General features: G+C 61.0%; 23 protein-coding genes and 1 tRNA gene. 6 read left to right on the forward strand and 18 right to left on the reverse strand.

Annotated elements, in window-relative coordinates; all coding sequences use genetic code 11:
• Positions 1-30 precede the first annotated feature (30 nt).
• From SJY33_RS04265 to hflX, 4 genes are all read left to right on the forward strand, one after another.
• Entirely contained in the window at positions 31-2268 is a 2238-nt protein-coding gene (locus tag SJY33_RS04265; RefSeq protein WP_379921337.1) for an ATP-binding protein, read from the forward strand.
• Positions 2269-2314: 46 nt separating this feature from the next.
• A complete protein-coding gene (locus tag SJY33_RS04270) occupies positions 2315-3697 on the forward strand; it encodes a sigma-54-dependent transcriptional regulator (protein ID WP_379921338.1) in 1383 nt (460 codons plus the stop codon).
• Positions 3698-3853: 156 nt separating this feature from the next.
• Entirely contained in the window at positions 3854-4438 is a 585-nt protein-coding gene (gene hfq, locus SJY33_RS04275) for an RNA chaperone Hfq (RefSeq protein ID WP_379921339.1), read from the forward strand.
• 26 nt (positions 4439-4464) lie between these two features.
• Entirely contained in the window at positions 4465-5757 is a 1293-nt protein-coding gene (hflX, locus tag SJY33_RS04280) for a GTPase HflX (RefSeq protein WP_379921340.1), read from the forward strand.
• A gap of 3 nt (positions 5758-5760) precedes the next feature.
• Here the strand turns inward: hflX and mazG are convergent, their stop codons facing one another.
• The 9 genes from mazG to SJY33_RS04325 all read right to left on the reverse strand — a co-directional run bounded on the left by mazG (position 5761) and on the right by SJY33_RS04325 (position 13729).
• On the reverse strand, positions 5761-6528 hold the full coding sequence (gene mazG, locus SJY33_RS04285; RefSeq protein WP_379921342.1) for a nucleoside triphosphate pyrophosphohydrolase: 768 nt from the start codon (positions 6526-6528) through the stop codon (positions 5761-5763).
• 32 nt (positions 6529-6560) lie between these two features.
• Positions 6561-6764, reverse strand: a complete 204-nt coding sequence (locus SJY33_RS04290) for a hypothetical protein (protein WP_379921343.1) — start codon at positions 6762-6764, stop codon at positions 6561-6563.
• Positions 6761-7543, reverse strand: a complete 783-nt coding sequence (locus SJY33_RS04295; protein ID WP_379921344.1) for an MBL fold metallo-hydrolase — start codon at positions 7541-7543, stop codon at positions 6761-6763. The genes SJY33_RS04290 and SJY33_RS04295 overlap by 4 nt, the downstream gene beginning before the upstream one ends.
• Positions 7540-8316, reverse strand: coding sequence for a TatD family hydrolase (locus tag SJY33_RS04300; RefSeq protein ID WP_379921346.1), 777 nt, complete (start codon positions 8314-8316; stop codon positions 7540-7542). Before SJY33_RS04300 ends, SJY33_RS04295 begins: the two co-directional genes overlap by 4 nt.
• Positions 8316-9881: a methionine--tRNA ligase gene (gene metG / locus SJY33_RS04305; protein ID WP_379921347.1), complete on the reverse strand. Its 1566-nt coding sequence runs from the start codon at positions 9879-9881 to the stop codon at positions 8316-8318. The genes SJY33_RS04300 and metG overlap by 1 nt, the downstream gene beginning before the upstream one ends.
• The gene (locus SJY33_RS04310; RefSeq protein WP_379921348.1) at positions 9874-10830 is read right to left on the reverse strand and encodes a DNA polymerase III subunit delta'; all 957 of its coding nucleotides are present in this window, start codon (positions 10828-10830) and stop codon (positions 9874-9876) included. Before SJY33_RS04310 ends, metG begins: the two co-directional genes overlap by 8 nt.
• Complete coding sequence (gene tmk, locus SJY33_RS04315; protein ID WP_379921349.1) at positions 10827-11459, reverse strand: dTMP kinase; 633 nt, start codon at positions 11457-11459, stop codon at positions 10827-10829. Before tmk ends, SJY33_RS04310 begins: the two co-directional genes overlap by 4 nt.
• Positions 11456-12562 (reverse strand): D-alanyl-D-alanine carboxypeptidase family protein, encoded by a 1107-nt coding sequence (locus SJY33_RS04320; protein ID WP_379923516.1) that lies wholly within the window; start codon positions 12560-12562, stop codon positions 11456-11458. Before SJY33_RS04320 ends, tmk begins: the two co-directional genes overlap by 4 nt.
• Before the next feature lie 117 nt (positions 12563-12679).
• Positions 12680-13729 carry a lytic transglycosylase domain-containing protein gene (locus SJY33_RS04325; RefSeq protein ID WP_379923517.1) on the reverse strand — a complete coding sequence of 350 codons (1050 nt, stop codon included), beginning with the start codon at positions 13727-13729 and terminating at the stop codon, positions 12680-12682.
• 140 nt (positions 13730-13869) lie between these two features.
• Between SJY33_RS04325 and SJY33_RS04330 the strand changes: the two genes are divergently transcribed.
• A tRNA-Ser gene (locus SJY33_RS04330) sits at positions 13870-13959 on the forward strand.
• Between the two features lie 30 nt (positions 13960-13989).
• Here the strand turns inward: SJY33_RS04330 and SJY33_RS04335 are convergent.
• The 5 genes from SJY33_RS04335 to SJY33_RS04355 all read right to left on the reverse strand — a co-directional run bounded on the left by SJY33_RS04335 (position 13990) and on the right by SJY33_RS04355 (position 18800).
• Complete coding sequence (locus SJY33_RS04335; protein ID WP_379921350.1) at positions 13990-14856, reverse strand: class I SAM-dependent methyltransferase; 867 nt, start codon at positions 14854-14856, stop codon at positions 13990-13992.
• Between the two features lie 16 nt (positions 14857-14872).
• Complete coding sequence (gene lpdA, locus SJY33_RS04340) at positions 14873-16282, reverse strand: dihydrolipoyl dehydrogenase (protein ID WP_379921351.1); 1410 nt, start codon at positions 16280-16282, stop codon at positions 14873-14875.
• Between the two features lie 163 nt (positions 16283-16445).
• Positions 16446-16847: an acyl-CoA thioesterase gene (locus SJY33_RS04345; protein WP_379921352.1), complete on the reverse strand. Its 402-nt coding sequence runs from the start codon at positions 16845-16847 to the stop codon at positions 16446-16448.
• A 4-nt stretch (positions 16848-16851) separates the two neighbouring features.
• Positions 16852-17355 (reverse strand): hypothetical protein, encoded by a 504-nt coding sequence (locus SJY33_RS04350; protein WP_379921353.1) that lies wholly within the window; start codon positions 17353-17355, stop codon positions 16852-16854.
• A gap of 26 nt (positions 17356-17381) precedes the next feature.
• Positions 17382-18800 (reverse strand): 2-oxo acid dehydrogenase subunit E2, encoded by a 1419-nt coding sequence (locus tag SJY33_RS04355; protein WP_379921354.1) that lies wholly within the window; start codon positions 18798-18800, stop codon positions 17382-17384.
• A gap of 152 nt (positions 18801-18952) precedes the next feature.
• On the opposite strand from SJY33_RS04355, the gene SJY33_RS04360 reads away from it, so the two are divergent.
• Positions 18953-19405, forward strand: a complete 453-nt coding sequence (locus tag SJY33_RS04360; RefSeq protein WP_379921355.1) for a universal stress protein — start codon at positions 18953-18955, stop codon at positions 19403-19405.
• Between the two features lie 7 nt (positions 19406-19412).
• Here the strand turns inward: SJY33_RS04360 and SJY33_RS04365 are convergent, their stop codons facing one another.
• The 4 genes from SJY33_RS04365 to SJY33_RS04380 form a co-directional block, all read right to left on the reverse strand.
• The gene (locus SJY33_RS04365; protein WP_379921356.1) at positions 19413-19928 is read right to left on the reverse strand and encodes a peroxiredoxin-like family protein; all 516 of its coding nucleotides are present in this window, start codon (positions 19926-19928) and stop codon (positions 19413-19415) included.
• Positions 19929-19983: 55 nt separating this feature from the next.
• Positions 19984-22284 carry a ribonuclease R gene (gene rnr / locus SJY33_RS04370; protein WP_379921358.1) on the reverse strand — a complete coding sequence of 767 codons (2301 nt, stop codon included), beginning with the start codon at positions 22282-22284 and terminating at the stop codon, positions 19984-19986.
• A 113-nt stretch (positions 22285-22397) separates the two neighbouring features.
• Positions 22398-23762, reverse strand: a complete 1365-nt coding sequence (locus tag SJY33_RS04375) for a M28 family peptidase (protein WP_379921359.1) — start codon at positions 23760-23762, stop codon at positions 22398-22400.
• A gap of 37 nt (positions 23763-23799) precedes the next feature.
• Positions 23800-25344 carry an aminoacyl--tRNA ligase-related protein gene (locus SJY33_RS04380; RefSeq protein WP_379921360.1) on the reverse strand — a complete coding sequence of 515 codons (1545 nt, stop codon included), beginning with the start codon at positions 25342-25344 and terminating at the stop codon, positions 23800-23802.
• Positions 25345-25358: the final 14 nt, after the last annotated feature.

The raw sequence follows: 25358 nt of genomic DNA on the forward strand, positions 1-25358 counted from the left end.
TTGCCACACCACTGTTGTAAAGCGGCAACGATGGAGCCAACACGATCCCGCGTACTTCCCTTTGTTCCCCGGCATCCGCCGCGGTGGTGGCGTCGCTTTGTAATTGCAGGGCGTCGCGCGAATATCTTCCTTTGGCTTGAAATAATTGCAGTTCTCGCGCTTTTGGCGTCGATTTCGGCAACGTGGTCAACTTTCAGCCGTTCAGGCGCACCGGACGATCTTCTCCCTACAATGAAGGTGTCGGTACTGCTGATGGCAACGCTGGTGCCGGCAATGGCTCTGCTTGTGCTTATTGGCAGGCGTTTGGCTTTGCGGCGGGCAGCGGGAAGCACGGCTAGGCTGCATGTTCGCCTTGTTTTTTTCTTCTCGATGGTTGCCGCGATACCGACCCTGCTGGTCGCAGGTTTTGCAGCGTTCCTGTTCCAGACCGGGGTCGATTTCTGGTTTTCCGATGAATCGCGCGGACTGATGGAAAATGCGAACGCGCTCGCGCAAAGCTACTACGACGCGAACCAGCGAGATGTTGAACAGAACACGGTCATCATGGCGACGGACATGCGAGAAATCCTCGCACGCGTGCCGCTTACTGACGCTGACTTTCCCGACTTTTACGCCTATCAGGCACAAGGCCGGGAAATCTCCGAAAGCGCTATTCTGCAACGCATGGACGACGGCTCGTTCCGGACAGCAGCCGCGCTCAACCTGTCGCAGGATAGCAGTCCGCTGACTTTTAGCCGCGATGCGCTTCCCCGGCTTGATCGCGGTGAGCTTGCCGTGGTCGTTGGCAGCCCGGAGCGTATCGAGGCGCTGGCTCCTATCGATGCGCAATCTGGAGTCTATCTTTACAATGCGCGCACTACGGAAGAGACCATGTTCAATTCCTGGTCGCGGGCGCAATCGATCAGCACAGCTTATGATCGCCTGACAGGAAGCGCGCGGACGCTGCAGTTGCGATTCAACATCGCGCTGGTGGGCGTGAGCTTATTGCTTGTGAGCTTGGCCATATGGTTTGCCTTGCGATTTGCCGATCGCCAGGTCGAACCGCTTACCAATCTGGTCGGCGCAGCGCGCAAGGTGGGGCAGGGCAACTTTGCATTGCGGCTTGAAGGGCGCACTGGGGCTGATGAAATCGGACTGCTGAACCGCGCTTTCAACCGCATGACAGCTCAGCTAGAAAAGCAGACGCACGCCTTGGTGAGCGCAAACAGGCAGATTGATGATCGCCGTGCCTTCACCGAAGCGGTGCTGGAATCCGTCACGGCAGGGGTGGTATCGGTCGATACCGACACCTGCGTGACACTCATGAATTCATCAGCGCAGGCCTTGCTGGGCCCCGTGGACAAGCCGGTTGGCGGTGGCACGATGATTGGTCAGCCCCTCGCCGCGCTTTCGCCCGAGCTCTGCCGCGTCATTTCCGACGGCAGGGAGCGTGCCGTTGTGACCCACGCCAAGGGAACCGAATTGTTGACACTGGCGGTCAAGGTCGCACCCGGTACCAGTGGGCATGTAATTACGTTTGAAGACATCACGCGCCAGCTGCTCGATCAGCGTCAGGCAGCATGGTCGGACGTCGCACGCCGGATTGCGCATGAAATCAAAAATCCGCTCACCCCGATCCAGCTTGCGACAGAGCGTCTGAAGCGCCGTTACCGGACCCAGATTGGTGACGAGGACCGTGAACTGTTCGATGAATTGACCAGCACAATTGTCCGCCAGGTCGGAACCTTGAGAAAAATGGTCGACGAGTTTTCCTCGTTTGCACGCCTTCCGAAGCCAGTGTTTCGAGACGAAGACGCGCTGGACCTCGTGAGGCAAGCTGTGTTTTTACAGGAGGTTGCTCATTCCGGCATTGCTTTCAGCGTGGCATCGGCAGAGCTGATTGATCGCGAAGTGCGATGTGACCGTCATCAGTTCGGTCAGGCCATGACAAACGTGCTGAAGAATGCGGTCGAAGCGGTCGAGGCCCGTGGGGGTGAAACGTCTAGCGACTATGTCGGTGAGATCGCCGTGACCATGCGCGATGCCGGCGCCGGAATCGTGGTGATTATAGAAGACAATGGCATTGGCCTTCCCGCTGACCGTGACCGGATCACCGAACCCTATGTGACAACGCGCGAAAAAGGCACCGGATTGGGTCTGGCAATCGTTAACAAGATTGTGGACGAGCATGGCGGCGACATGAGTTTTGCCAGCGCACCCAGCGGCGGCACGCGGGTCACGCTGCGGTTCTCCCGCAACCCGGCCCCTATCGAAGGCGGTCCCTTGTGAAGCCCGCTTCGCTCCTCACCAAACCCACGGCCAAAGGACACACCCCATGGCACTAGAAATCCTCATCGTTGATGACGAACGCGATATCCGTGAGCTCGTCTCAGGCGTCCTTGGGGACGAGGGCTATGCCTGTCGCACCGCGGCCGACAGCACCGAAGCTCTGGCTGCGATCGACGAACGGCGGCCATCATTGGTGCTGCTCGACGTTTGGCTGCACGGAAGCCAGATGGACGGGCTTGAGCTGCTTGATGCCATCAAGGCGCGCGAACCAAACCTTCCTGTCATTATTTTTTCCGGCCACGGCAACATCGACACGGCAGTCGCCGCGGTGGGGCGCGGCGCGATGGACTTTATCGAAAAACCGTTCGAAGCCGAGAGGTTGCTGCTTCTGGTAGAGCGCGCGACCGAAACCGAACGCCTGCGGCGCGAAAATTCGCGGCTGCGCGAAGGAAGTTGGGGGAGCGCGGAATTCACGGGCAATTCGCCTGCCATCAACGCCGTGCGTGCAACCTTGAAACGTGTGGCCAGCACGGGCAGCAGAGTGCTGATTTCAGGCCCTCCAGGCGCGGGCAAGGAAGTCGCTGCAAGGCTACTGCACGCCTGGAGCGCGCGGGCAAACAGCGCATTTGTCTTGGTTAACTCTGCGCGCATAACCCCAGAACGGTTCGAGCAGGAATTGTTTGGTGAGGAATCGGGCGGAAAGCAGGTTCGGCCCGGGTTGCTCGAATTGGCCGATGGCGGAACGCTGTACCTTGATGAAATTGCCGACATGCCTTTGTCGACCCAAGCCCGCATCCTGAGGGTTCTGACCGATCAAAGCTTTGTGCGGGTCGGCGGCACGCGGCAGATCGGCGTCGATGTTCGCGTGGTGTCTTCGACGACGCGCGATCTTGCGGTAGAAATGGCGGAAAAACGGTTCCGCGAAGATTTGTTCTATCGGCTGAATGTCGTCCCGGTTGTGTTGCCAGCCTTGTCGCATCGACGCGAGGACATACCTGCTTTGGCTGAGCATTTCTTCACGCGCTACTCGAACGATCAGGGGCTTGCCCCGCCCGAAATCTCGAACGAGGCAATGGCGGCTTTGCAAGCCTATGACTGGCCTGGAAATGTCCGTCAGCTTCGCAATGTCGTCGAACGCACGATTATTATGACCCCGCGCGAAAAGCTCGGCACGGTCGAACCCGACATGCTCCCCCCGGAGATTGTTGGCGGCCAGATCGGGCTGGCCAGTGATAGCCTTTCAGCCATCATGGGCGTGCCCCTGCGCGAGGCGCGGGTGAGCTTTGAACGCGAATACCTCGCCATTCAGATCCGCCGCTTTTCAGGCAATATTTCGCGAACCGCTAGCTTTATCGGAATGGAACGATCCGCGCTTCACAGGAAGTTGAAGCTGCTGGGTATGGCGGAACGTCGCGAGGGCGAAGATTGACAGATCGCCAAGGCGACCGAATTATTGAAAATCAGTTCTTGTCGCCGCGACGTCGCGTTGCCATTATAGATAACGCAAGGCGCTGCATAAGGTTATTAGCGGCGACCTGATACCTGCGGACACTTTTCTGCCCGCCAAGAACAAGGAGCCACGACCATGTCCAGCGGGCGAACGCTCTCACCCCGTCCAGTCGAACGCCCTTCGGCGCCGATCGAACCGCGTGGCAATGATGCCAGCGTCCCGATGGGGCGTCAGACTGGCAACCTTCAAGACGCGTTTCTCAATCTTTTGCGAAAGAACAAGGTTCCCGTGACCATGTTCCTGGTGAAAGGCGTGAAACTGCAAGGTATCGTGACGTGGTTCGATAACTTCTCGATCCTTCTGCGGCGTGATGGCCAATCGCAATTGGTATACAAGCACGCGATCAGTACGATCATGCCAGGCATGTCGCTGGACCCATCCCAGTTCGGCAGCCAATCGGGCAACCGAAAGCAAAAGCAACTGCAGGACATTTTCCTCAGCCGCGTTGCTGAAGCCAATGTTCAGGTCACGATGTTTCTGGTGAACGGGGTCATGCTTCAGGGCCGGATCGCTGCGTATGACCTGTTTTGCATGCTGCTTGAGCGTGATGGCGCAGTCCAACTGGCCTACAAGCATGCGGTATCAACTATCCAGCCAGCCAGCCCGGTCGATCTTAGCGTCGATGATGAAGATGGCACCGATTTTGGGGTAGACGACTGAGCTTCGATAGCGATCTTCAAGATGAAGTGACTCGCGGTGCGCGGGCGCTTGTGCTGTGTCCAGATATCCGGTCGCTGCGGTATGATCTCGATTCGTCCGAGCGTCTGGCCGAGGCGGAAGGCCTTGCGCTGGCAATTGGCGTTGTCATCGCGCATTCGGCAATCCTTCCTGTACGGCAGATGCAACCGAACACGCTGTTCGGATCGGGTCAGGTGGAAAACATCGCGGTCTGGTGCGAGCAGCACGAGGCGGAACTTGTGATCGTCGATGGCGCGCTGACACCCATCCAGCAACGCAATCTAGAAGATCGTTTGAAGCGCAAGGTGATTGACCGCACCGGCCTCATTCTCGAAATATTTGGAGAGCGCGCCGCAACCGCCGAAGGCCGTCTGCAGGTCGAACTGGCGCATCTCGATTACCAACAAAGCCGTCTGGTTCGCAGCTGGACCCACCTTGAACGTCAACGTGGCGGCTTCGGCTTTCTGGGCGGTCCGGGCGAAACCCAGATTGAAGCGGACCGGCGAATGATCCGGCAAAGGATGGGGCGGCTGCGCCGTGAACTCGACCAAGTCCGGAAAACGCGCACGCTTCACCGCGAACGGCGGGGAAGGGCGCCATGGCCCGTCGTGGCACTTGTCGGTTACACCAATGCCGGGAAGTCGACTTTGTTTAATCGGTTGACTGGTGCTGAGGTGATGGCCGAAGATTTGCTGTTCGCCACGCTCGATCCGACGATGCGGGCTATCGGCTTACCAGGTGTCGAGAAGGCAATCCTTTCGGATACGGTGGGGTTCATTTCTGACCTGCCCACGCAATTGGTCGCAGCGTTCCGTGCAACGCTTGAAGAGGTGACGGCCGCTGATGTGATCTGTCATGTGCGCGATATGGCCAATCCCAGCCATGCTGCGCAAAAAAAGCAGGTACTGGATGTCCTTGCCGATCTTGGCGTGGTCGATTCTGAAACAGGGACCAGCGCTATCCCGATCCTTGAAATCTGGAACAAGTCTGATCTGTTGAGCCCCGATGATCTCGCCGAACTGCGTGAAGCCGGGGAAGGGCAAGGCACAGTCATCCTGTCGGCAGCAACCGGGCAGGGTATCGACGAGCTCGAAGATGAACTCACCAGGTTGCTGACGGGGGCTGCGCGCGAAGTAAGTTTTGTTCTGCCGGTCAGCGATGGTCGCAAGATTGCCTGGCTACACGCACACGGCGAAGTGCTTGGCGACGAGGATGCGGGGCAAAGTGAGGATGGCCCACAACGACGGCTGACCGTTCGCCTCAATCCGAAAGAGTTGGGTCAGTTTTCAAGTCTTTCCTGATTGTTAAGCGCCGCGTTTTACACGCTGCCAGAGGTCTTCCTTCTCCTCCAACGAAAGATTTGCAAAGTCGGGCCCGGCGATGGCTTCCATGGAACGAAATCGATTTTCGAATTTGGTGTTGGCTGCGCGCAGAGCTTCTTCCGGATTGATGCCATAGGCCCGGACGAAATTCGCGGTTGCAAAGAGGAGATCGCCGGCCTCTTCGAATTTTTCCTGTCCGCTTCGCGCCGCTTTCAACTCTTCGATTTCCTCGGCGATTTTAGCCTCTGAACCAGAAGGGTCGGGCCAATCAAAGCCTGTTCGAGCGGCACGTTTCTGGATTTTGTCGGAACGCATCAATGCCGGTAGAGCCAGTGCGACGCCATCAATAGCACTTTCGGCGCCTTTGGCCTTACGCTCGGTGGCCTTGATGTCCTCCCAGCGGCCCTCATCCATCGTACCGCCAGCGTCTGCAAAAATATGCGGGTGGCGCGCTAGCATTTTGGCGCTGATCGCTGAGGCGACGTCAGCAAAGTCGAAATGGCCAGCTTCATCAGCCATACGAGCATGAAAGACGACCTGGAAAAGAAGATCGCCAAGCTCGTCACGCAAATCTGTCATGTCGTTGCGCATTATGGCGTCTGCCACTTCATACGCTTCTTCGATGGTGTACGGGGCGATGCTGGCAAAATCTTGGGCAAGGTCCCATTCGCAACCGCGATCAGGTTCGCGAAGTGTATTCATGATAGCCAAAAGACGATCGATCGGGGCCAGTTCAAAGAGATCCTGCATGTCGATCCTAGAGTTTGATAATACATATTATGTTAAATATGGACAGGCGATTCCGCACCGTTGCTGGATGCCATAATCCATCCGGCAGCGACAAAAACACCCCCGAAGATCGCCGCCCAGATCAGCGCAAGTTTGACAAACTGCTTCCACCGCAATCGATAGGACATCAAAGCCGCGCCGCACAGAATCAGCCAGCCCAAGCTCGTGATCAGCGGCAGCGCGAGATCCGCGTTCATGCAGTCATATCCAGACCATCATAGCCTACTGTCACAAATGCTGGAACTTCCTGACATAGCGACTGATAGTCCATGCTCTTGTCTAGGTGGCTTAAAACCACACGACCAGCGCGGGACTGTTCCCCCAGTTCCACCGCCATTGCCAGATGCGCGTGCGTGGGATGCGGTTCACGGCGAAGACAATCACTGACCAAAATATCGACTTTATAAAACAGATCGATCATCTCATCCGTAATTGCACTAAAATCAGTAGCGTATCCGATACTCTTGCCATCGGCTTCAAAACGATACGCGGTCGTTTCACCGGGCCCATGTGCCATTTGACACCAGTCTACGCCAAATCCGGAAATCATCCGGAGCCGATCCAGCGTGTCGAGCGCACAGATTGTGGGATACCCGTCTTGGCCTGCAAACACATAGCCGAACCGTTGGCGCAGTCGACGCACCGTTTCGGTTTCGGCAAAGCCCGGTATCGGTCCACCACGACCATATCGCAGCACCCGCAAATCATCGATGCCGTGGCAATGATCGGCATGATCATGAGTCCAGAACACCGCGTCGATATGGCCGACACGGTTCGCGAGTAACTGCGCGCGGCAATCCGATGACGTGTCCACCAGCAAGCGCTTGCCTTCATCGCTCTCAACCATGATCGACACGCGGGTGCGGCGATTGCGTGGTTCAAGCGGATCGCAATCGCCCCAATCACCGGCACCGTCTGGCCCGCCCAACCGCGGCACCCCGGTTGAGGTCCCAGAGCCGAGCATTACCAACTTCACGGTTTTGCCTTGGTGAACAGGTTGAAGAAATTAGCGGTCGTCTGCGCTTCGAGATGCGAAACATCAACCGCCCGCAGATCCGCAACAAAAGCTGCAGTGTCCGCCACGTAAGCGGGTTCGCAAACGCGGCCACGGTGCGGAACCGGAGCAAGAAAGGGACTGTCAGTCTCAACCAGTAACCGATCTTCGGGTACGGTCTTGGCAATCTCCTGCAGGTCCTTCGCATTTTTGAATGTTACGATCCCAGACAGAGATATCGTCAGGCCCAATTCCAGCACCTTTTCTGCAAAATCAGCCGATGCCGTGAAGCAGTGGATCAGGGCCGGGTAAGCCCCCTTCTCCATTTCGTCTGCCAGGATTGCGTATGTATCATCCTCGGCGTTCCGCGTGTGAATGATGAGGGGAAGCTGGGTTTCCCTGGCAACGTCAATGTGCATTCGAAACAGAGACTTCTGGGCATCTCTGTCCGACTTGTCGTAATAATAGTCGAGGCCCGTTTCGCCTATGGCGATAACCTTTGGGTGCCGCGTTGCATCCAGCAATGCCGATCGGCCCAAGTCCTGGTGCGCGTCGGCTTCGTGCGGATGAATCCCGACGCTGGCAAATACATCTGGTTCGCGGGCGGCGGTCGCGATGACCTGATCCCATTCACTGCGGCGCGTAGAAATATTGAGGAACGCCCCCACACCCGCCTCACGGGCTCGCGCCAGTACCGAAGCCTGATCTTCGGCCAGCCCTTTGTATTCGAGATGACAATGGCTATCGACCAACATCAGGTGGCAGCCTCCGAAGCCGGTAGTTCAAGGCGTGGGAACAGGGGTATGGGCGCGGCCACGCCAAAGTCAGTGGTAACAAGGCGGGCGAACCACTGGGAGTCGGCCAGCGCCGCATAAGTGCGTTCCTCTGCCGGAATACCCAGTTGATCTAACAGCGCGGCCGCCTTCGCTGGCACTACGGGCTGAATGGCTATGGCAAGGTCGCGCAACACCATGAACAGTGTCTGGAGAACGGACTTCATCCGTTCGGGGTCGGTTTTCTTGAGACCCCACGGAGCCTGTTCATCGACATATTGGTTGCAGGCATAAACCGCCCGCATCCACGCCTCGATCCCCGCCGAAAAGTTGAGGTCGTTGAATTCACGCGGAAGTTCCGTCCGGCAGGCATGCGCAACCGTCGCTTGTAACTCCGCATCGGCTTGCGCTATTTCAAAAGGCTCAAGCCTGCCATCCATGTTCTTGACGATCATCGAAAGCGTGCGTTGCGCAAGGTTTCCGAAGCTGTTCGCCAATTCGGCGTTGGCCCGCAAAACAATGGCTTCGGGTGAATAGCTGCCATCCTGTCCGAACGCGACTTCGCGCATCAGGAAATACCGAAGCGCATCAACGCCGAACGTTTCTGCCAGCGACAGCGGATCGGTGACATTTCCGAGGGATTTCGATTCTTTCTGACCACGGTTGAGCAGGAAACCATGGCCGAACACTTTCTGGGGCAATGGCAGATTGGCGCTCATCAGGAAGGCCGGCCAATAGATCGTGTGAAACCGTACGATATCCTTGCCGATCAAATGCAGGCTGGCGGGCCACAGATCGCCCATATCGCCTGGATAACCCAGGCCGGTCAGATAATTGGTGAGCGCATCGACCCACACATACATGACATGGCCATCAGAACCGGGGACTTTGACGCCCCAGTCAAAGGACGTGCGGCTTACCGACAGGTCGCGCAGACCGCCTTCAACGAAAGCAATCATTTCGTTGCGACGGCTTGCTGGTTCAAGGAAACCGGGTTGCTTCAGAAGGTCGAGCAACCGATCCTGATACTTGGACAGGCGAAAGAACCAGCTTTCCTCGACGGTCCATTCCACCGGGGTCCCCTGCGGCGAAAGCTTATCCCCGCCCTCGCCTTCAATCAGTTCGCTCGCATCGTAATAGGCTTCGTCGCGGACCGAATACCATCCTTCGTAGCGATCGAGATAGAGGTCGCCGGATGCTTCCATCGCCTCCCAAATTGCTTGGCTGGCAACGTGGTGATCGGCATCGGATGTTCGAATGAACCGATCATAGGATACATCAAGAGCATCACACATGTCACGGAAATATCCCGACATTTCGTCAGCCAAATCGGATGGCGTGCGCCCCTGTTCCTCAGCCTTTCGCGCCATCTTGAGGCCGTGTTCATCAGTTCCCGTCTGGAAGCGAACCTTGCGCCCCTGAAGCCGTTGGAACCGGGCGATGACATCGGCAGCGATTGCTTCGTATGCGTGGCCGATATGCGGCCGCCCGTTCGGGTAGCTGATCGCAGTGGTGATGTAGAACGGATTGTTTTCGGGGTCAGCCATGGGCCGGGTTGCTAGCGGGGGCCGCCGCGACAAGCAAGGTGCCGATCTCGAACGGAAGCATGCCGGGATCGAAATTGGCCGTTGGCACCTCCGCCGCAAGACTAACAAGCGCGGCGTAAGTCTCGATCAAACGCGCTTGTTGATCTTTGTCATCGCATGCGCGTGCGGTGCGCGATACCAGCGATTGCGCAAGTTCTAGAACCGCCTGGATCCGTTCCCGATCTGCCCGCGGGCCAATAAGGCGCACAAGTTCGCCGCGGCCTGTCAGTCCGGTGTCTCCGCCCTTTATCAGGCCATCAATAACCCGAGCAATCGGCGCAAGATCTTGTGCGGCAAATCGCATCGCTACCCCCAACGAGCCTTCAGCCGCCGCAATAGCCTGCGGATCGGGCGCGAGGCCCGCATCGTTCAAAAGCGCGGCCAATTCGTCATCGCGCAAGGCGGGAAATCGTAGGGATCGACAGCGCGATCGGATCGTCGGCAGCAACCGCGCCGGGCGGTGGGTGACCAACAGGAAGAACGTACCGACCGGGGGTTCTTCCAGACTTTTCAATAAGGCGTTGGCAGCAGATTTTTCCATATCATCTGCCGGATCGATGATTATGGCGCGGCGACTGCCCAACGTTGGCCGGGTGACAAGCCGCTTTTGCATCGTGCGGATCTGCTTGACGCGGATTGAGCGCGCCCGTTCAAAGGGTTTGCCATCGGCTTGGGCTTTTTCGCCCTTGTCGTCCTTGGGGCCGTAGGTCAGCGTGATGATATCGGGATGGTCGCCTTCGGGCTGGGGAACGCCAGGCTCGGCCACCAGTTCACGCGCCGCAGCCATGGCAAAGTCTCGCTTGCCTAATCCGGCTTTGCCCGCGAGCAACCAGCCGTGATGCATGCGCTCACCAGACAGAGCATCGCGCCATTGGCGCCAGGCATCAGCGTGATTGGGCCAAGCCGTCATGCCAGCAGATCACCAAGCGCGCCGATGATCCTTTGATGCACCTCTTGCGGCGTTCCGATGCCATTCACGCGCGCAAACCCGCGCTCGTCACCATCGGCGAGCGCGCGGAATGCTGCTGCCACAGCGCGGTGATAGATGGCGGAACGCCCCTCGATTGCATCAGCCGCCTCACCCCGAGCGGTCAAGCGTTCGGCGAGTGCGGTTTCGTCGCCTTCGAGAAGGATGACGCGATCAGGTCGCAATCCGCCGCTGCCAAAGGCATGCAGCGTTGTAATCGCCGCATCGCCCAATCCCCCCGCACCGCCCTGATAAGCCCGGCTCGAATCGACAAACCGGTCGCAGATCACCCATTCGCCCCGCATAAGCGCGGGGCGGATCAGGCGCGCCACATGATCGGCGCGGGCGGCCGCGAACAGCAGAGCCTCAGACTCGGCCGGCCAGCCCTGTCCGGGCGGGTGCAACAGCAGGGCACGGATCGCCTCGGCTCCCGGCGTGCCGCCCGGTTCGCGAGTAACGATGACGCGCTGTCCCCGCGCGGCTAGCGCATCGGCAAGCATGCGGGCCTGGGTCGATTTGCCCGCTCCTTCGCCGCCTTCAAAGGCGATCAGGCGGCCGCGCGCCTCGCTCATGCAAACACCGCAGCAATGGCATTGATGATGCGATCCAGCGGGCCCGCAGGTCCGATTGCCTTCGCCGCGTAAAGCGGAACGCGCGCAGGAGCGACACCGGGGGCGCTTATTTCCAGCATGGCCACTTCCTGCCCTGCTGCGATCGGGGCGCGCACGGGGCCTTCATAGCGGATCGTGGCTGTCAGCGCGCCCTTGCTTCCCCGTGGAAGGTTGATTGCCACCGGTGCGGCGGCTTTCAGATCGATCACACGCGAATCGCCGTCCTGCACCCGCGCCGTCCCCACCACTGCGCCGGGCGCGAAAACCTGCCGCCTTTCAAAGGCGCTGAAGCCCCATTCGACATAGGAGCGAGCAAGACGGGCGCGCAGCCTTCCATTCTCGACACCGGCGAGGACCAGCACCAATCGCTGTCCGTTGCGGCGAGCAGTCCCGAGATAGGAGAAACCCGATTCGTTGGTGAAGCCGGTCTTGATGCCATCGGCCCCCGGTACCCGCCCGATCATCGGGTCATGATTGACCTGCGCGATCCCTTTGTAATCGAACCCTGCACGGCCGATGTAATAGCCGAACTTGTCGGGGTGGCGGGTAATCATCGCACGGGCCAGCGCCACAAGATCATTCGCAGTGGTGAAGGTGCGTCCCTGATCGGGCCAGCCATTGGGCGTGCCGAAATGACTGCCCGTCATCCCGATCCCAAGCGCGGCGCGGTTCATGGCCATTGTCCAGGCGGCGACAGATCCGGCCTGACCCTCTGCAAGAACGGCTGCGGCATCGTTGCCCGACACGTTGGCAATGCCCAGTAGCAGATCATCCACCCGCACCTGTTCGCCCCGGTCCAGAAACATCGTCGAACCCTTGCGCCGCCACTCGCGCGCGACAGTCGGGCTCATCGCGAACACTTGCGCCGGATCGAGACGTCCGGCCTCGATCAATTCAAACGCGAGGTAGAGTGTCATGACCTTGGTCACGGATGCCGGCATGAACCGCGCGTCCGGATTGCGGGCATGAAGAACCTGTCCGCTCCCCAGGTCAACCAGCATCGCCACAGGCGCTTCATTTGCAGCTGGCACGGCGGGCGTGACGGGGCCGGAATCGGGAGTCATCGCGCTCACGGGGAACGCGGCAGCCGTGAGGGACAGGACACATAGTCGCAGGAATTTCGGAAGCATCACGGCGGCCCTATACCCCCCGCCCCGCCAATTGGCGAGGCACGGGAAGCGTCAGTTCACGATTTCATCAGCCAGCAAGCCGACGCTCATCGCGTAGTAGCTTGAGCAATTGTATTCGAGGATCACACGGTAGTTTCCTGTAACGAGCCATGCCGGCGCGCCGGGGCCATCGGGCTGGAAGAACGACACCATGACGTCATCAGCCAAAGGCCGCTGAGCAACGATCCCCGCTGCGCGCCATTCGGCAACCGTCATCCAGCGGCTCAACCGTTCGTGCACACGCGGACATACGGGCGACACCAGTGCAGTGCGGTAACGTGCCACATCGAACCCTGCCGGTACGCTGGCGCGGACACCCCAGGGTTGCCCTTGCCGCCAACCGGCATCCCGAAAATAGTTGGCAATCGATGCGAAGGTGTCCGCACGATTGTCGAAAATATCCGCGCGCCCGTCGCCATCGCCATCGGTTGCCAGCCGCAGATAAACGCTTGGCAGGAACTGCGGATTGCCAAATGCGCCGGCATAGCTTCCGATCAGTTGCGAACGGTCGTATCCCTTGTCAGCAATCTTCAACAAGGCGATGAATTCACCTGCAAACAGGTCGCGCCTGCGCCCTTCCCACGCAAGCGTCGCAAGGCTGCGAGCCAGATCGAAGTTGCCCTTTACCCGGCCGTAGCTTGTTTCATGACCGAAGATGGCCACGATCACCGATCCCGGCACGCCGTAATCGCGTTCGATCCGGCTCAGCAGGTCGAGGTGCTGGCCATAAATTGAACGGCCGCCGCCAATCCGGGCAGCATCCACATGGGTCGCAATATAGCCCGACATCGGCGGATATCCACGCGGCGTCGCGCTGCCGGGCTGATTGCTGTCGAGCGCGATGACACGATCGTTCGGCGTGATTCCTGCTGTCATGCGGGCGATGGTATCCGCGCGAACGCCTTCACCCAGGGCGCGTGCTTTCAGCAGCTCCATATAGGCGTCAAAGGAGATGCCATCGGCACTGACCTGCGCTGCTGCGGGCGCAGAGACGGGCGACGCACCAAATGTAGCGAGCGCGGCCAAAGCCAGCGCGGCGGTTGGGATAAAGCGGGGAATCATGACCATACGGATGTCACACTCTGGCTGAATACCCAACAACCGAACTGGGGATGACTTGGCAAAACGTCTTGGCTAAAGGGCACAGCGTCGCTCAACGATGATGACAAGCCTTTCATTCGGCGCTAGCCGGGTTTTGCAGCGGACAGGTGGCCGAGTGGTTTAAGGCAGCGGTCTTGAAAACCGCCGTAGGTGCAAGCCTACCGTGGGTTCGAATCCCACCCTGTCCGCCACGGTTACACGACACCGCCGCCTTTCTGCCACTACGTCGCCGCAGCGTATGCTGTGACCAGCCACGCCTTGCAGGGCAGCATCACGCCTTCGTCGGCGCGGTAATGCTGTGCAAACATCGCGGTAAGATCGTCGCGGGCAGCGTTGCGGACCGCGTCGCCGCTTTCGTTCAGCATTTGGCCTACCGCCATTGATGCAAGCACGAATGCGGTGGCATCCGCAGGTGTCGCGCCCGGCCCGCCGACCGCTTGCAACCCCTGATAGGACGCAATGTCGATGCCGGCGAAACCTGCCCCGGTCAGCACATTGTCCAGATAATCGAGATCTTCAAAGGCGAACGGCCCCGGCGCGCGCGGGGTGGCGGGCGGGATGTCCACGTGCCGGCGCACTGTGCCCATCACCTCCATCATCCACAGATTATCGCGGGGATTGGCCCATACCGCCAGATCGATCCGGGCTTCGGGCTTCAGCAGGCGGCGAATGTTGGCAAGAGCCGCAACGGGAGCTTCGAAGAACATCGAACCAAACCGCGAAAACAGGCGATCAAACGCAGGCTCACCATCAAGGTTGGCGGTCGCAGCGTCCGCGCATACGAACCTCGCCGAACTTTCGGTCCGTGCCGCACGGTCTCTGGCTTGTTCGACAAGCATCGGCGCGATATCGAGCCCGAGCGCGGTGCCCTGCTTTCCCACCATCTGCGCAATGGCCAGCGTCGTCGCCCCGCCGCCGCAGCCCAGATCCAGCACCCGCTCGCCGCTCTGGTAGGCGGCACGATCAAGCAAGGCGGCGCCGATGGGCGCGATCATGCTTTCAAACCGGTCGATATTGGCGAGCCAGCGCGCGCCCATATCGCCGGACCAGTCATCCCCCTTCAATGCGTCCGGTCCGGCCTGGGTCATGCGCTCTGCCTCATATCTAGAAGTGGATGGCGCGCCCGTAAGCATCGAGCACGCTTTCGTGCATCATCTCGCTCAGGGTCGGGTGCGGGAAGACGGTCTGCATCAGCTCCGCCTCTGTCGTTTCCAGCGTCTTGCCGACGGTGTAACCCTGAATCAGTTCCGTGACTTCAGCGCCGACCATGTGCGCGCCCAGCAATTCGCCGGTCTTGGTATCGAAGATGGTCTTGATGAAGCCTTCCGCTTCGCCCAGCGCGATGGCCTTGCCATTGCCGATGAAGGGGAAGCTACCGACGCGGATTTCGTGGCCGGCTTCCTTGGCCTTGGCTTCGGTCAGGCCGACGCTGGCGATCTGCGGGTGGCAATAGGTGCATCCGGGGATGTTGTTGCGGTTGAGCGGGTGCGGGTGGACTTCGCTGTTGCCCAGCTCCTGCGCGATGGCTTCGGCGCACGACACACCCTCATGGCTCGCCTTGTGCGCCAGCCACGGCCCTGGGGTGCAGTCGCCAATCGCCCACAGACCCTTGGTCTTGGTGCGGCCATAGGGGTCGATCTGAATGAAACCGCGCTCCATCTCGGCCAGCTTGTCGATCCCGATATTCTCGGTGTTCGGCACGATCCCGATGGCGACTATCACGTGGGTGAACTCGCTCGCCGCAGCCTTGCCGCCCTTGTCCTTGATGGTGGCGGTGATGCCCTTGCCTGTGACCTTGATATCCTCGACCCCGGCGCCGGTCATGATGTTGATGCCCTGCTTGCGCAGCGACTTTTCCAGGAAGGTCGACACGTCCGCATCTTCGACCGGCACAATCCGGTCGAGCATTTCCACCACGGTCACTTCCGAGCCCAAATCATTGTAGAAGCTCGCAAACTCGATACCGATCGCGCCCGATCCGATCACCAGCAGCTTTTCGGGCAGTTCGGCAGGCGTCATCGCGTGGCGATAGGTCCACACGCGCTTGCCGTCGGCCTTGGCGAAGGGAAGATCGCGCGCGCGGGCGCCGGTAGCGACGATGATGTGCTTGGCGCTGAGCTGCTCCTCACCCTTCTCGCCCGTCACGGTGAGGCTGGTCGCGCCGGTCAGCCGCCCCTCGCCCATATGGACGGTGATCTTGTTCTTCTTCATCAGGTGGCCGATGCCCTGATTGAGCTGCTTGGCCACCCCGCGGCTGCGCTTCACGATGGCTGCCAAGTCCGCCTCGATCCCCGAGGCGACGAGGCCGTAATCCTTGGCGTTCTGCATGTAGTGGAAGATTTCGGCCGAACGCAGCATCGCCTTCGTCGGGATGCACCCCCAGTTGAGACAGATTCCGCCCAGATTCTCGCGTTCCACAATCGCGGTTTTCAAGCCCAGCTGCGCACAGCGAATCGCTGCCACATAGCCGCCGGGGCCGGAACCGAGCACGATCACGTCATAGGAGGCAGACATTCAGGTTATCCCTTGTTTGGCTGAATTGTGAGACACGTGAGACAGTGTCCAGAGAGTGAAAACTGGCTCCTGCCGCAGGATTGCGTGAATGCAGCAAGAGGAAAGGCCGGGTGCGAAGAACACGGGCGCGCGTATGACAGCCAGGCTTTGTGTAGGACAGCCATCACACGTCCGCTCCCGGCAGCGAAATCGCCGCTGCTGCCGCTATGGGCCGCGGGCGGTTGTCGTCACCGATCAGCACGAATTTGAAAGTGCCTTGCGCAACCTTGGTGGTTGCCTCGCCGTTACGTTCCCGTGCGATAGCTTCGGCGGCGATGGTGAGCGAAGTCGTCCCGGTTGCGATGACATCGGCATAGACGTTGAGTTCATCCCCCACCGCCATCGCTCCGGGAAAGGCGAAGTCAGTGGCGGAGACAACCACCGCCTTGCCCTGCCCCACGCGGCTCGCGAGCGAACCAGCGCCGAGCGCCATCTGCGCCATCAGCCACCCGCCGAACACCCCGCCATAGGGGTTGGTGTCAGCGGGCATGGCGGTGACACGGATCTGAGGCTGTCTTGCAGACAAGGGCCTATCCTGCGACCATTTCGAGGTATTGCGTCACGACCCAACCCTGTTGGCACGGACCGCGATAGGGTTGCGCAGGATTGACCGGCGAGCCGACGCCGCAATCGTGCGCTTCATCATCGGGCTTGGCATAGATCACGCCGCTCCAAGCGCCGTCACTAACGCAGACGGATACGCCCTGCCCCGGTTCGAGCCGGTCGCGTTCCTTCGTCATGCCACTCGGAGCATCCCGGACCGAGAGATAGCCCACCTCCTGCCCGACGAGCGTCGCAACCTTGGCGACGGTGCCGCATGCGTCAGTGTCGGGACCATCGCTGCCGACCATGATTGGTTTGGGGATAGATCCATCATAGACAATGTCGGCGCCGCCCGCGACCTCCCCCGACGGACTAATTACCGAAGCGTTTTCGGCAGCCGGGCTGCTAGGCGCATCGACGGGCTTGTCGCTGGCAGGTTGAGAACATGCCGCAAGGCTTGCAAGTATCAGCGATGCAAAGGTCTTCTTCATCGGCGGTCTCCTGAACACAGCGTAGATCACACCACCAGACCCATCGGGTTCTCCACGAGCTGCTTGATCGCCTCCATCAACTGCGCGCCGTCGGCGCCGTCGATGGCGCGGTGATCGAAGCTGCCGCTCGCATGGAGCACCGTCGCAACCTTGATCTCGCCGTCCACCACGTAGGGCGCTTGCTGCCCTGCGCCGACCGCGAGGATCATACCCTGCGGCGGGTTGATCACCGCATCGAACTGCTTGATCCCGAACATGCCGAGGTTCGAAAGGCTCGCCGTGCCGCCCTGGTATTCATGCGGCATCAACTTGCCATCACGCGCCTTGCCGGCGAGGGTCTTCATCTCAGTCGAGATCGCGGCGAGGCCCTTGGTGTCGGCGTGGGTGATCACCGGTGTGATCAGGCCCGAAGGCGCGGCCACGGCCACCGACACGTCAGCGCGTTCATAGCGGCGCAGCGTGTCGCCGTGGTAGCTGACATTGCACTGCGGCACGCGGATCAGCGCGCGGGCGAGCGCCTTGATCAGCAAGTCATTGACCGAAAGCTTCACGCCGTCCGGTTCGAGCGACTTGTTGAGCGCGCTGCGCAGTTCGAGCAGCGGATCCAAGCGGATGTCGATGGTGAGGTAGAAGTGCGGGACGTTCTGCTTGCTCTCAGTCAGGCGGCGCGCGATGACCTTGCGCACGCTGGACAGCTTTTCTTCGGCATAGGGTGCGCCGCCTTCGGGGGCGGGTTGGGGCTTGGCGATGGGCGCAGGAGCATCTGCGCTTTCCTGCTTTGCGGCCACGGGTTTTTGCGCCGGGGTGAAGTTTGCCACATCGTCCTTGATAATCCGGCCATTGGGTCCGCTGCCGCTGACCTCACCAAGATCGATACCCTTTTCGCCTGCAATCCGTTTGGCCAGCGGCGATGCAATGATGCGTTCGCCTTGTGCCGAGGACTGTGCAGCGGGGCGCGCCGAGGTGCTTATGACGCCTTTGCCATCGGTGTCCATTCCGGCTTCGACATCGTTTTTCGTGATTTTGCCGCGGGGCCCGGTGCCATCAAGACCGGCAAGATCGACGCCGTTCTGTTCAGCCATCCTCTTGGCCAGCGGGGTCGCGCCAGGGCCATCGGCCGAAGCGGGGGCGGCGGCGGGTTTGGCAGGTTCTGGCTGCTTCTGATCGGGCTCGGGCTCGGGCGCGGGCGCGGCTGCATCTTCACCTTCGATCGAAAGCCGCGCGATAACCGTGCCGACCTTCACATTTTCGCTACCTTCTTCAACCAGGATTTCCGCGATCACGCCTTCATCGACCGCTTCGAATTCCATCGTTGCCTTGTCGGTTTCGATTTCGGCCATGATGTCGCCCGATGAAACCGTGTCTCCCACCTTGACCAGCCATTTGGCGAGGGTGCCTTCTTCCATGGTGGGTGACAACGCCGGCATCTTGATGTCCAGGGCCATGATCCGCGATACTCCGATAATCGATCTGTTGCCTTGCGTCTCTGGCCAATTCCCTAGCGGCGGGCAAGGGCCAGAATGGAGGATTACCGGGGGGGACTTGCCAATCCATACGAATGCATTGATACCTTCGCGCCCAACGGGGCGGTCAGACTATGCGAACATTTCTGGTAATCATCGACGAAAGCGAAGAGGCCACGTGGGCGCTGCGCTATGCTGCTCGGCGTGCGGTGGCGGTGGGCGGCGCGGTGCATCTGCTGGCGCTGGTCCCGCAACAGAATTTCAGCGCGTTCGGGGCGGTGCAGGCCACCATCGAATCCGAAGCGCGCGACCGTGCGGAAATGCTGGCGCATGGGGTGGCCGGTAATCTGTTGGCCGAAAGCGGGATCATGCCCACGATTTCGGTCAAGATTGGTCAAGGCCAGCGGATCGTCAGTGAGTTTTTGGACGAACATCAGGAAGTTGCGGCCCTTGTTCTGGGCGCCGCATCGGGCGCCGCGCCGGGGCCGCTGGTGACGCACTTTTCATCCGCCGCCGGCAGCCTGCCCTGTCCGCTGTACATCATCCCCGCCAATTATGACGAGGCGCATGCCAGCGAACAGGAATGAGGCATAATCAGGTAAGCGTACCGCGCACCGGATAATCCTTGTCCGTAATGAAGGCGATCCCTTCAAGCATCTCCGATAGCGCAGGCCGGGCAAAGGGTGCGTTCTGCACGCTGGTGTAATAGAGCGTGCCTTCCGGCGTGATCAGGAACAGTCCGGGTTCTGAAAACACGCCGGGCTCTTCACTGTCTTCGCGCCCTTCGGAAATGAAGAGGCCCCATGCACGGGCCTGATCTTCGGGCAGGTCGTAGACCAGCGGAACATCGCCCGTATTCCATTCGTTGTGTGCCACCATGGCGCGTTCTTCGTTGTCCATCGACACCGCGGCGACATTGACGCCAGCGGCGGTGAAATCGTCAAGCATGCCCGCCAGGTCTTCCAGATAGGAACGGCAGATCGGGCAATGCTTGCCGCGGTAGAACACCAGCATGGTGAAATGCTTGGGGTTCTGCTTTTCCAGATCGTAGCGCGCGCCGATCGTCAGCGGCAAGTCAAGTGCGGGGACGGGTTGGTTGGGCATCAGCATTAGTATCACTCCTTTACAAAGATCAACCGCAGCGCCTGCCTGCTGTTCCATCGTTCTATCGCTTGCCCCGCCCCTGATGCCGAATGTTGCCAGGGCGCCCGCGCTGGCCGACGATGAACTTGCCCGCCTTCTTGGGTCCGCCCGGTCCACGTTTGGCGTCGGCCGGCCGCGCACCGCGAGGCTCGATGGCGCGGGTATCGGAATCGGGCAGCACGAACTTGAGCGCACCCGTCAGTGGGTTGGCTTCGGCAAGCTTCAATTTAAGCCGGTCGCCGCTGGCATAGGTGGTGCCGCTATCAGTGCCGACCAGCGCCTGCGCGGCTTCGTCATGGCGGAAATATTCATTCCCCAGGGTCGAGATCGGCACCAGCCCGTCGCCGCCAAGCCCGACGATCGTGGCAAAGAAGCCGAACCCCTGAACGCCGGTGATGCGGGTATCGAACACCTCGCCCACACGGGCCGATAGCCACGCGGCGACATAGCGGTCGATGGTATCGCGTTCAGCCTCCATCGCGCGGCGTTCGGTCTGGCTGATCGCGTCGCTGATCTGCTGCAAGCTGGCGCGGTCCCGGTCGGACAGCCCGCTGGTGTCAGGGATCGATCCCGGCGGGGCGGGCTGTTCCAGCTTGTAAGCATCCACCAGCGCGCGGTGCACCAGCAGATCGGAATAGCGCCGGATCGGCGAAGTAAAGTGCGCGTAGGAGCCGAGTGACAGGCCGAAGTGCCCGGCATTGGCGGGGCCGTAATAGGCCTGCGTCTGGCTGCGCAGCACCGCCTCCATCACCAGTGCCTTTTCCGCCTCGTCAGTCACGTCCTTCAGCATCCGATTGAACAGGCTCGGCGTGATCACCTGCCCCAGCGCCAGCTTCTTGCCCATCGTGGCGAGGTAATCGCGCAGCGCAATCAGCTTCTCGCGGCTCGGGGGTTCGTGGATGCGATAGACCACCGGCGCGGTCTTCGCCTCCAGCGCCTTGGCCGCCGCGACGTTGGCGGCGATCATGAAATCCTCGACCACGCGGTGCGCATCGAGCCGTTCGCGGATCGCGATTTCGGCGATCTCGCCCTTCTCGTTGAGCACCACGCGGCGTTCGGGCAGTTCGAGCGCCAGCGGATCACGGGCATCGCGCGCGGCGGACAGCGCTTTCCACGCATCCCACAAGTTGGCGAGATAGTCGGGCGGCGTGCCGCTATCGACCGCCTTTTGCGCGTCCTCGTAAGCGATGTTGTGTGCGATCCGCACCAGCGCGCGGGTGAAGCGGAAGCTCGAGACCTTGCCATCGGCGTTGATGTGCATGTGGCAGGCCATCGCCGCGCGGTCTTCGCCTTCCTTCAGCGAGCACACATCTGCCGAGAGGATCTCGGGCAGCATCGGCACGACCCGGTCGGGGAAATAGACCGAATTGCCGCGCATCCGCGCTTCGCGGTCGAGCTGACTGCCGGGCCGCACGTAGAACGACACGTCGGCAATCGCGACCAGCGCGTTGAAGCCGCCTTGCCCGTCCGGCTCAGCCCAGATCGCATCGTCGTGATCGCGCGCATCGGCGGGGTCGATCGCGACGATCGGCAGGTGCCGCAGATCCTCGCGCGCGGTTTCCGACAGCTTGAGCCTGGCCGCCAGTGGCGCCTCGGCCAGCACCTCTTCGGGGAACACATTGGGGATGCCGTGCTTGGCAATCGCGATCAGGCTGAAGCTGCGCGGCGCAAGCGGATCGCCCACCACCTCGATCACCTTCACGCCGGCACGGTCGGAGCGCGCCACCCGTTCGGCGATCACCAGCTGGCCGGCCTCGGCCTCGCCGCGGTCGGCAATCGGGGTCGACTGGCGCACGCGCTTGTCCACTGGTGCGAGCCAGGCCTTGCCGGTCTTGTCGATCTCGACCACGCCCATCAGCCCCTCGGTGCGCGAGGGCAGCTTTTTCATCACATGGGCGCGCAGACCGGTTTCGGTTTCCTCGGTGCGCGCCAGCACCCGGTCCCCGCGCTTGAGCGCCGGCGGGCGCTTCACGCCGGGCTTCACGCGCGGTTCGCGGATGGTCAGGCGCGGCGGATTGCCGGGGGCTTCGGGGTCCCAGCTATCGGGTTCGGCAATCAGATCGCCGTCCTCGATCGCAACGATCTTCAGCGTCGTCACCTTGGGCACCCCGCCCATGCGGTGGAAGGCGCTCTTCTTGCCGTCGATCAACCCATCCTCGGCCATGTCCTTGAGCAGGGCCTTCAGCTTGATCTTCTCCTGCCCCTTCAAGCCGAACGCCTTGGCGATCTCGCGCTTGCCGGCGGGGATATCGGAGGACTGGATGAAATCGAGCACCTGCTTGGCGCTCGGCATACCTTGGGGGAGTTTGGGAGGTTTGGGCATCACCACCCCCCTACCCGTTCGCCCTCGGCTTGTCGAAGGGCTGCGCTTCACTTTTTGCCGCCATAGGGAAGAAAAGCAGCGCTTCCGACAAGCTTTACACGAACCGAAGTGGGTTACTCCTTCGGCACCGGCACATAAGCACCGCCGGGGACGGCGCTCGCGACAGGCGAGCAATACTCGCCCGCGCATGCCGCCGCTCCGAACATCCAGTCATCGCCGCGCAAGGGCAGCACCAGCGCGGCGGTTTCCTGCCCTGCGACGGACGCTGTCGATTGTGCATCCGTCAGGGTCTCTTTCACGGCTTCGGCCGCCTGCCATTCGGGCTCGTTCGTCCGGCGCAAGGCCACGGCGACGGTGTCGCTACCGGCCGGCACTGCGATCGTGAGTTCGGTATCCACCCGCACCGCAGCATCGACCGTGACCTTGGGCGGCATTGGCGCCCGCGCCAGGGCATCGAGCGCCCGAACATTCAACGCCGTAACCCCGGCAAGATAGGCGAAGTCCATCTCGTCGATGGTGTCACCATAGAACACCCCATCCTCTGTGCGCAGGTCTTGATGCTGGTGGTCGTAATCTTCGACTCCCACCGAAAAGCGGATCGCAGGATAGCCCTTCTGAAGGAACGGCACCTGATCCCCGCCCCGGCCCATCCGGTCGGTACGCCAGATCTGGCGGACTTGCAGGCCATCGGGATGTTTGTCCGCCAGTCCCGCCACCCACCGCGACAGGTTGCGTCCGGGCGAATCATTCTCGCCACCGAACCGGGTTTGCGAGGCGCGTAGGCGGTCGGTCAGATCAGCGCGCGGGCCTTCGGAAAAGACGCGCACCACCTTGGGCTCGCAATACCCATCCTTGCCGCACGAATTGCCGACGATGTCATTGTTGAGCACCGCCTTGACAGTGAACCCCTGCGCCTCGGCCCAATCGGCGAGGATGCGCCCGCCGTGCAGGCCCTGTTCCTCGCCCGAAAGAAGCGCGTAAATGATCGTGGTGGGGTATTTGGTGCCGCTGAGCACCCGCGCCGCTTCGATCACCAGCGCGGTGCCGCTGCCATCGTCGTTGGCGCCCGGCGCATCGGAGGTTGCGTCCATCACGTCGGTCACGCGGCTGTCGATATGGCCCTGCACGATCACGACCTCGTTCGGACGCTCGGTGCCGCGCTGGATCGCGACCGCGTTGCGAACCAGGGTCGGTGTCGGGATGCGCGGGCCGGTGACGGTGTCGCCGACGGGCAGCACCTCCAGACAATCGCCGCACTTGGCGCCGATCCGCTTGAACTCGGCAAGCCCCCAATCAACCGCCGCGCCGATGCCGCGCTTGGGATCGTCCTGCACCGACAACGTGTGGCGCGTGCCGAAGCCGACAAGCGTTTCGACGTCAGCCTTCAGGCGGTCTGGCGAAACCGCATCGGCGGGGTGGTTCTGCGCCGCAAGCGGCGCAGCAAAGAAGACTGAAAGCAGCAGGGCATGTTTCATCATGCGCCCTGTCTGCCCTCCCCGCTGGCGCGGTGCAAGCCTAGTAAGCGCGTGCGATCAGAATGCGTTCGCTGGCTGCATCGCCGGTGAAGATGCAGGCTCCGTCCGCTGCCGCGCCGCCGCGCGGTACGTTGCGGATCGTCAGCTTCAAGGCTTTCAGCTTTTCGACGACCGCGTTCAACGCAGCGCCCGTCGGCTTGGACCATTGCACTTCGACCCAGCCCGGATACTTGCCGCCCTTTTCGAAGTGATCGGCAACCGCCTGCCAATGGGTCACATTGCGCGTGATATTGACATCGCGCCGGTCGCGGGCTTCGGCATAGAGGCTTGCCTGAATGGTTTCGATCAGCGTGCCTGCTTGCGCAACGAAATCGCCCTGCGCGGGGTACGTAAAGGCTAGTTTGCCATTGTCCGCGTTCCACAAGCGGTCACGGCGCAGCACGGCGATCTTGCCTTCGGCCATGTCGCGGGGACCGACTTCGATGATGATCGGCGCGCCCTTACGGACCCAGTCCCACCGCTTGGCCGCAGCCTTTCCGGGCTTGGTGTCGAGCAGCACACGCAGCCGTTCACCCAGGGCCATCTGTCCTGCCAGAGCCACTCTAAGTTCGGCGCAATAGGCGATAAGATCGGCGTCTTCTGGGGCTTCGCGCAGCATCGGAATGATAACGATCTGCTGCGGCGCAATGGCAGGCGGCACGCGCAGCCCGTCATCGTCGCCATGCGTCATGATCACTCCGCCAATCAGGCGGGTCGACACGCCCCAGCTGGTGGTATGGCAGAACTGCTGCGCGCCTTCGCGATCCTGGAACTGTATCCCGGCAGCGTGCGCAAAATTGGTGCCCAGATAATGCGAGGTGCCGGCCTGCAGAGCCTTGCCGTCCTGCATCATCGCTTCGATCGACCAGGTTTCCACCGCACCGGGAAAACGTTCATTCTCCGGCTTTTCACCCGCGACCACGGGAAGCGCCAGATCGTCTTCGGCGCAGGCACGGTACATTTCGAGCGCACGGTGTGTTTCTTCCAGGGCCTGTTCGCGGTTTTCGTGTGCAGTGTGCCCTTCCTGCCAAAGAAATTCACTGGTCCGCAGGAACATGCGGGTGCGCATTTCCCAGCGCACGACATTGGCCCACTGGTTCGTCAGCAGCGGCAAATCGCGCCACGATTGCACCCAGCGCGCCATCGCATCGCCGATGATCGTTTCAGACGTCGGACGCACCACCAGCGGTTCTTCAAGCTTCGCGGCGGGATCGGGGATCAGCCCGCCCTTGCCATCGGAGATAAGCCGGTGGTGGGTGACGACCGCCATTTCCTTGGCAAAGCCTTCGACGTGTTCGGCCTCCCGCGTGAAATTGGCGAGCGGAATAAACAGCGGGAAATAACAGTTTTGCACGCCGGCGGCCTTGATCCGGTCATCCATCAACCGCTGGATGCGTTCCCAGATGCCATAGCCCCACGGCTTGATGACCATGCACCCGCGAACGCCCGATTCTTCGGCAAGGTCGGCGGCGCTGATGACTTCCTGATACCATTTGGCAAAGTCGTCTTCACGCTTGATGGTGAGCGCGTGGCGGATCTGGGACACGGGATCGATTCCTG

This window comes from Erythrobacter sp. R86502 (assembly GCF_042466465.1).
In the GTDB taxonomy this organism is placed as follows: domain Bacteria; phylum Pseudomonadota; class Alphaproteobacteria; order Sphingomonadales; family Sphingomonadaceae; genus Erythrobacter.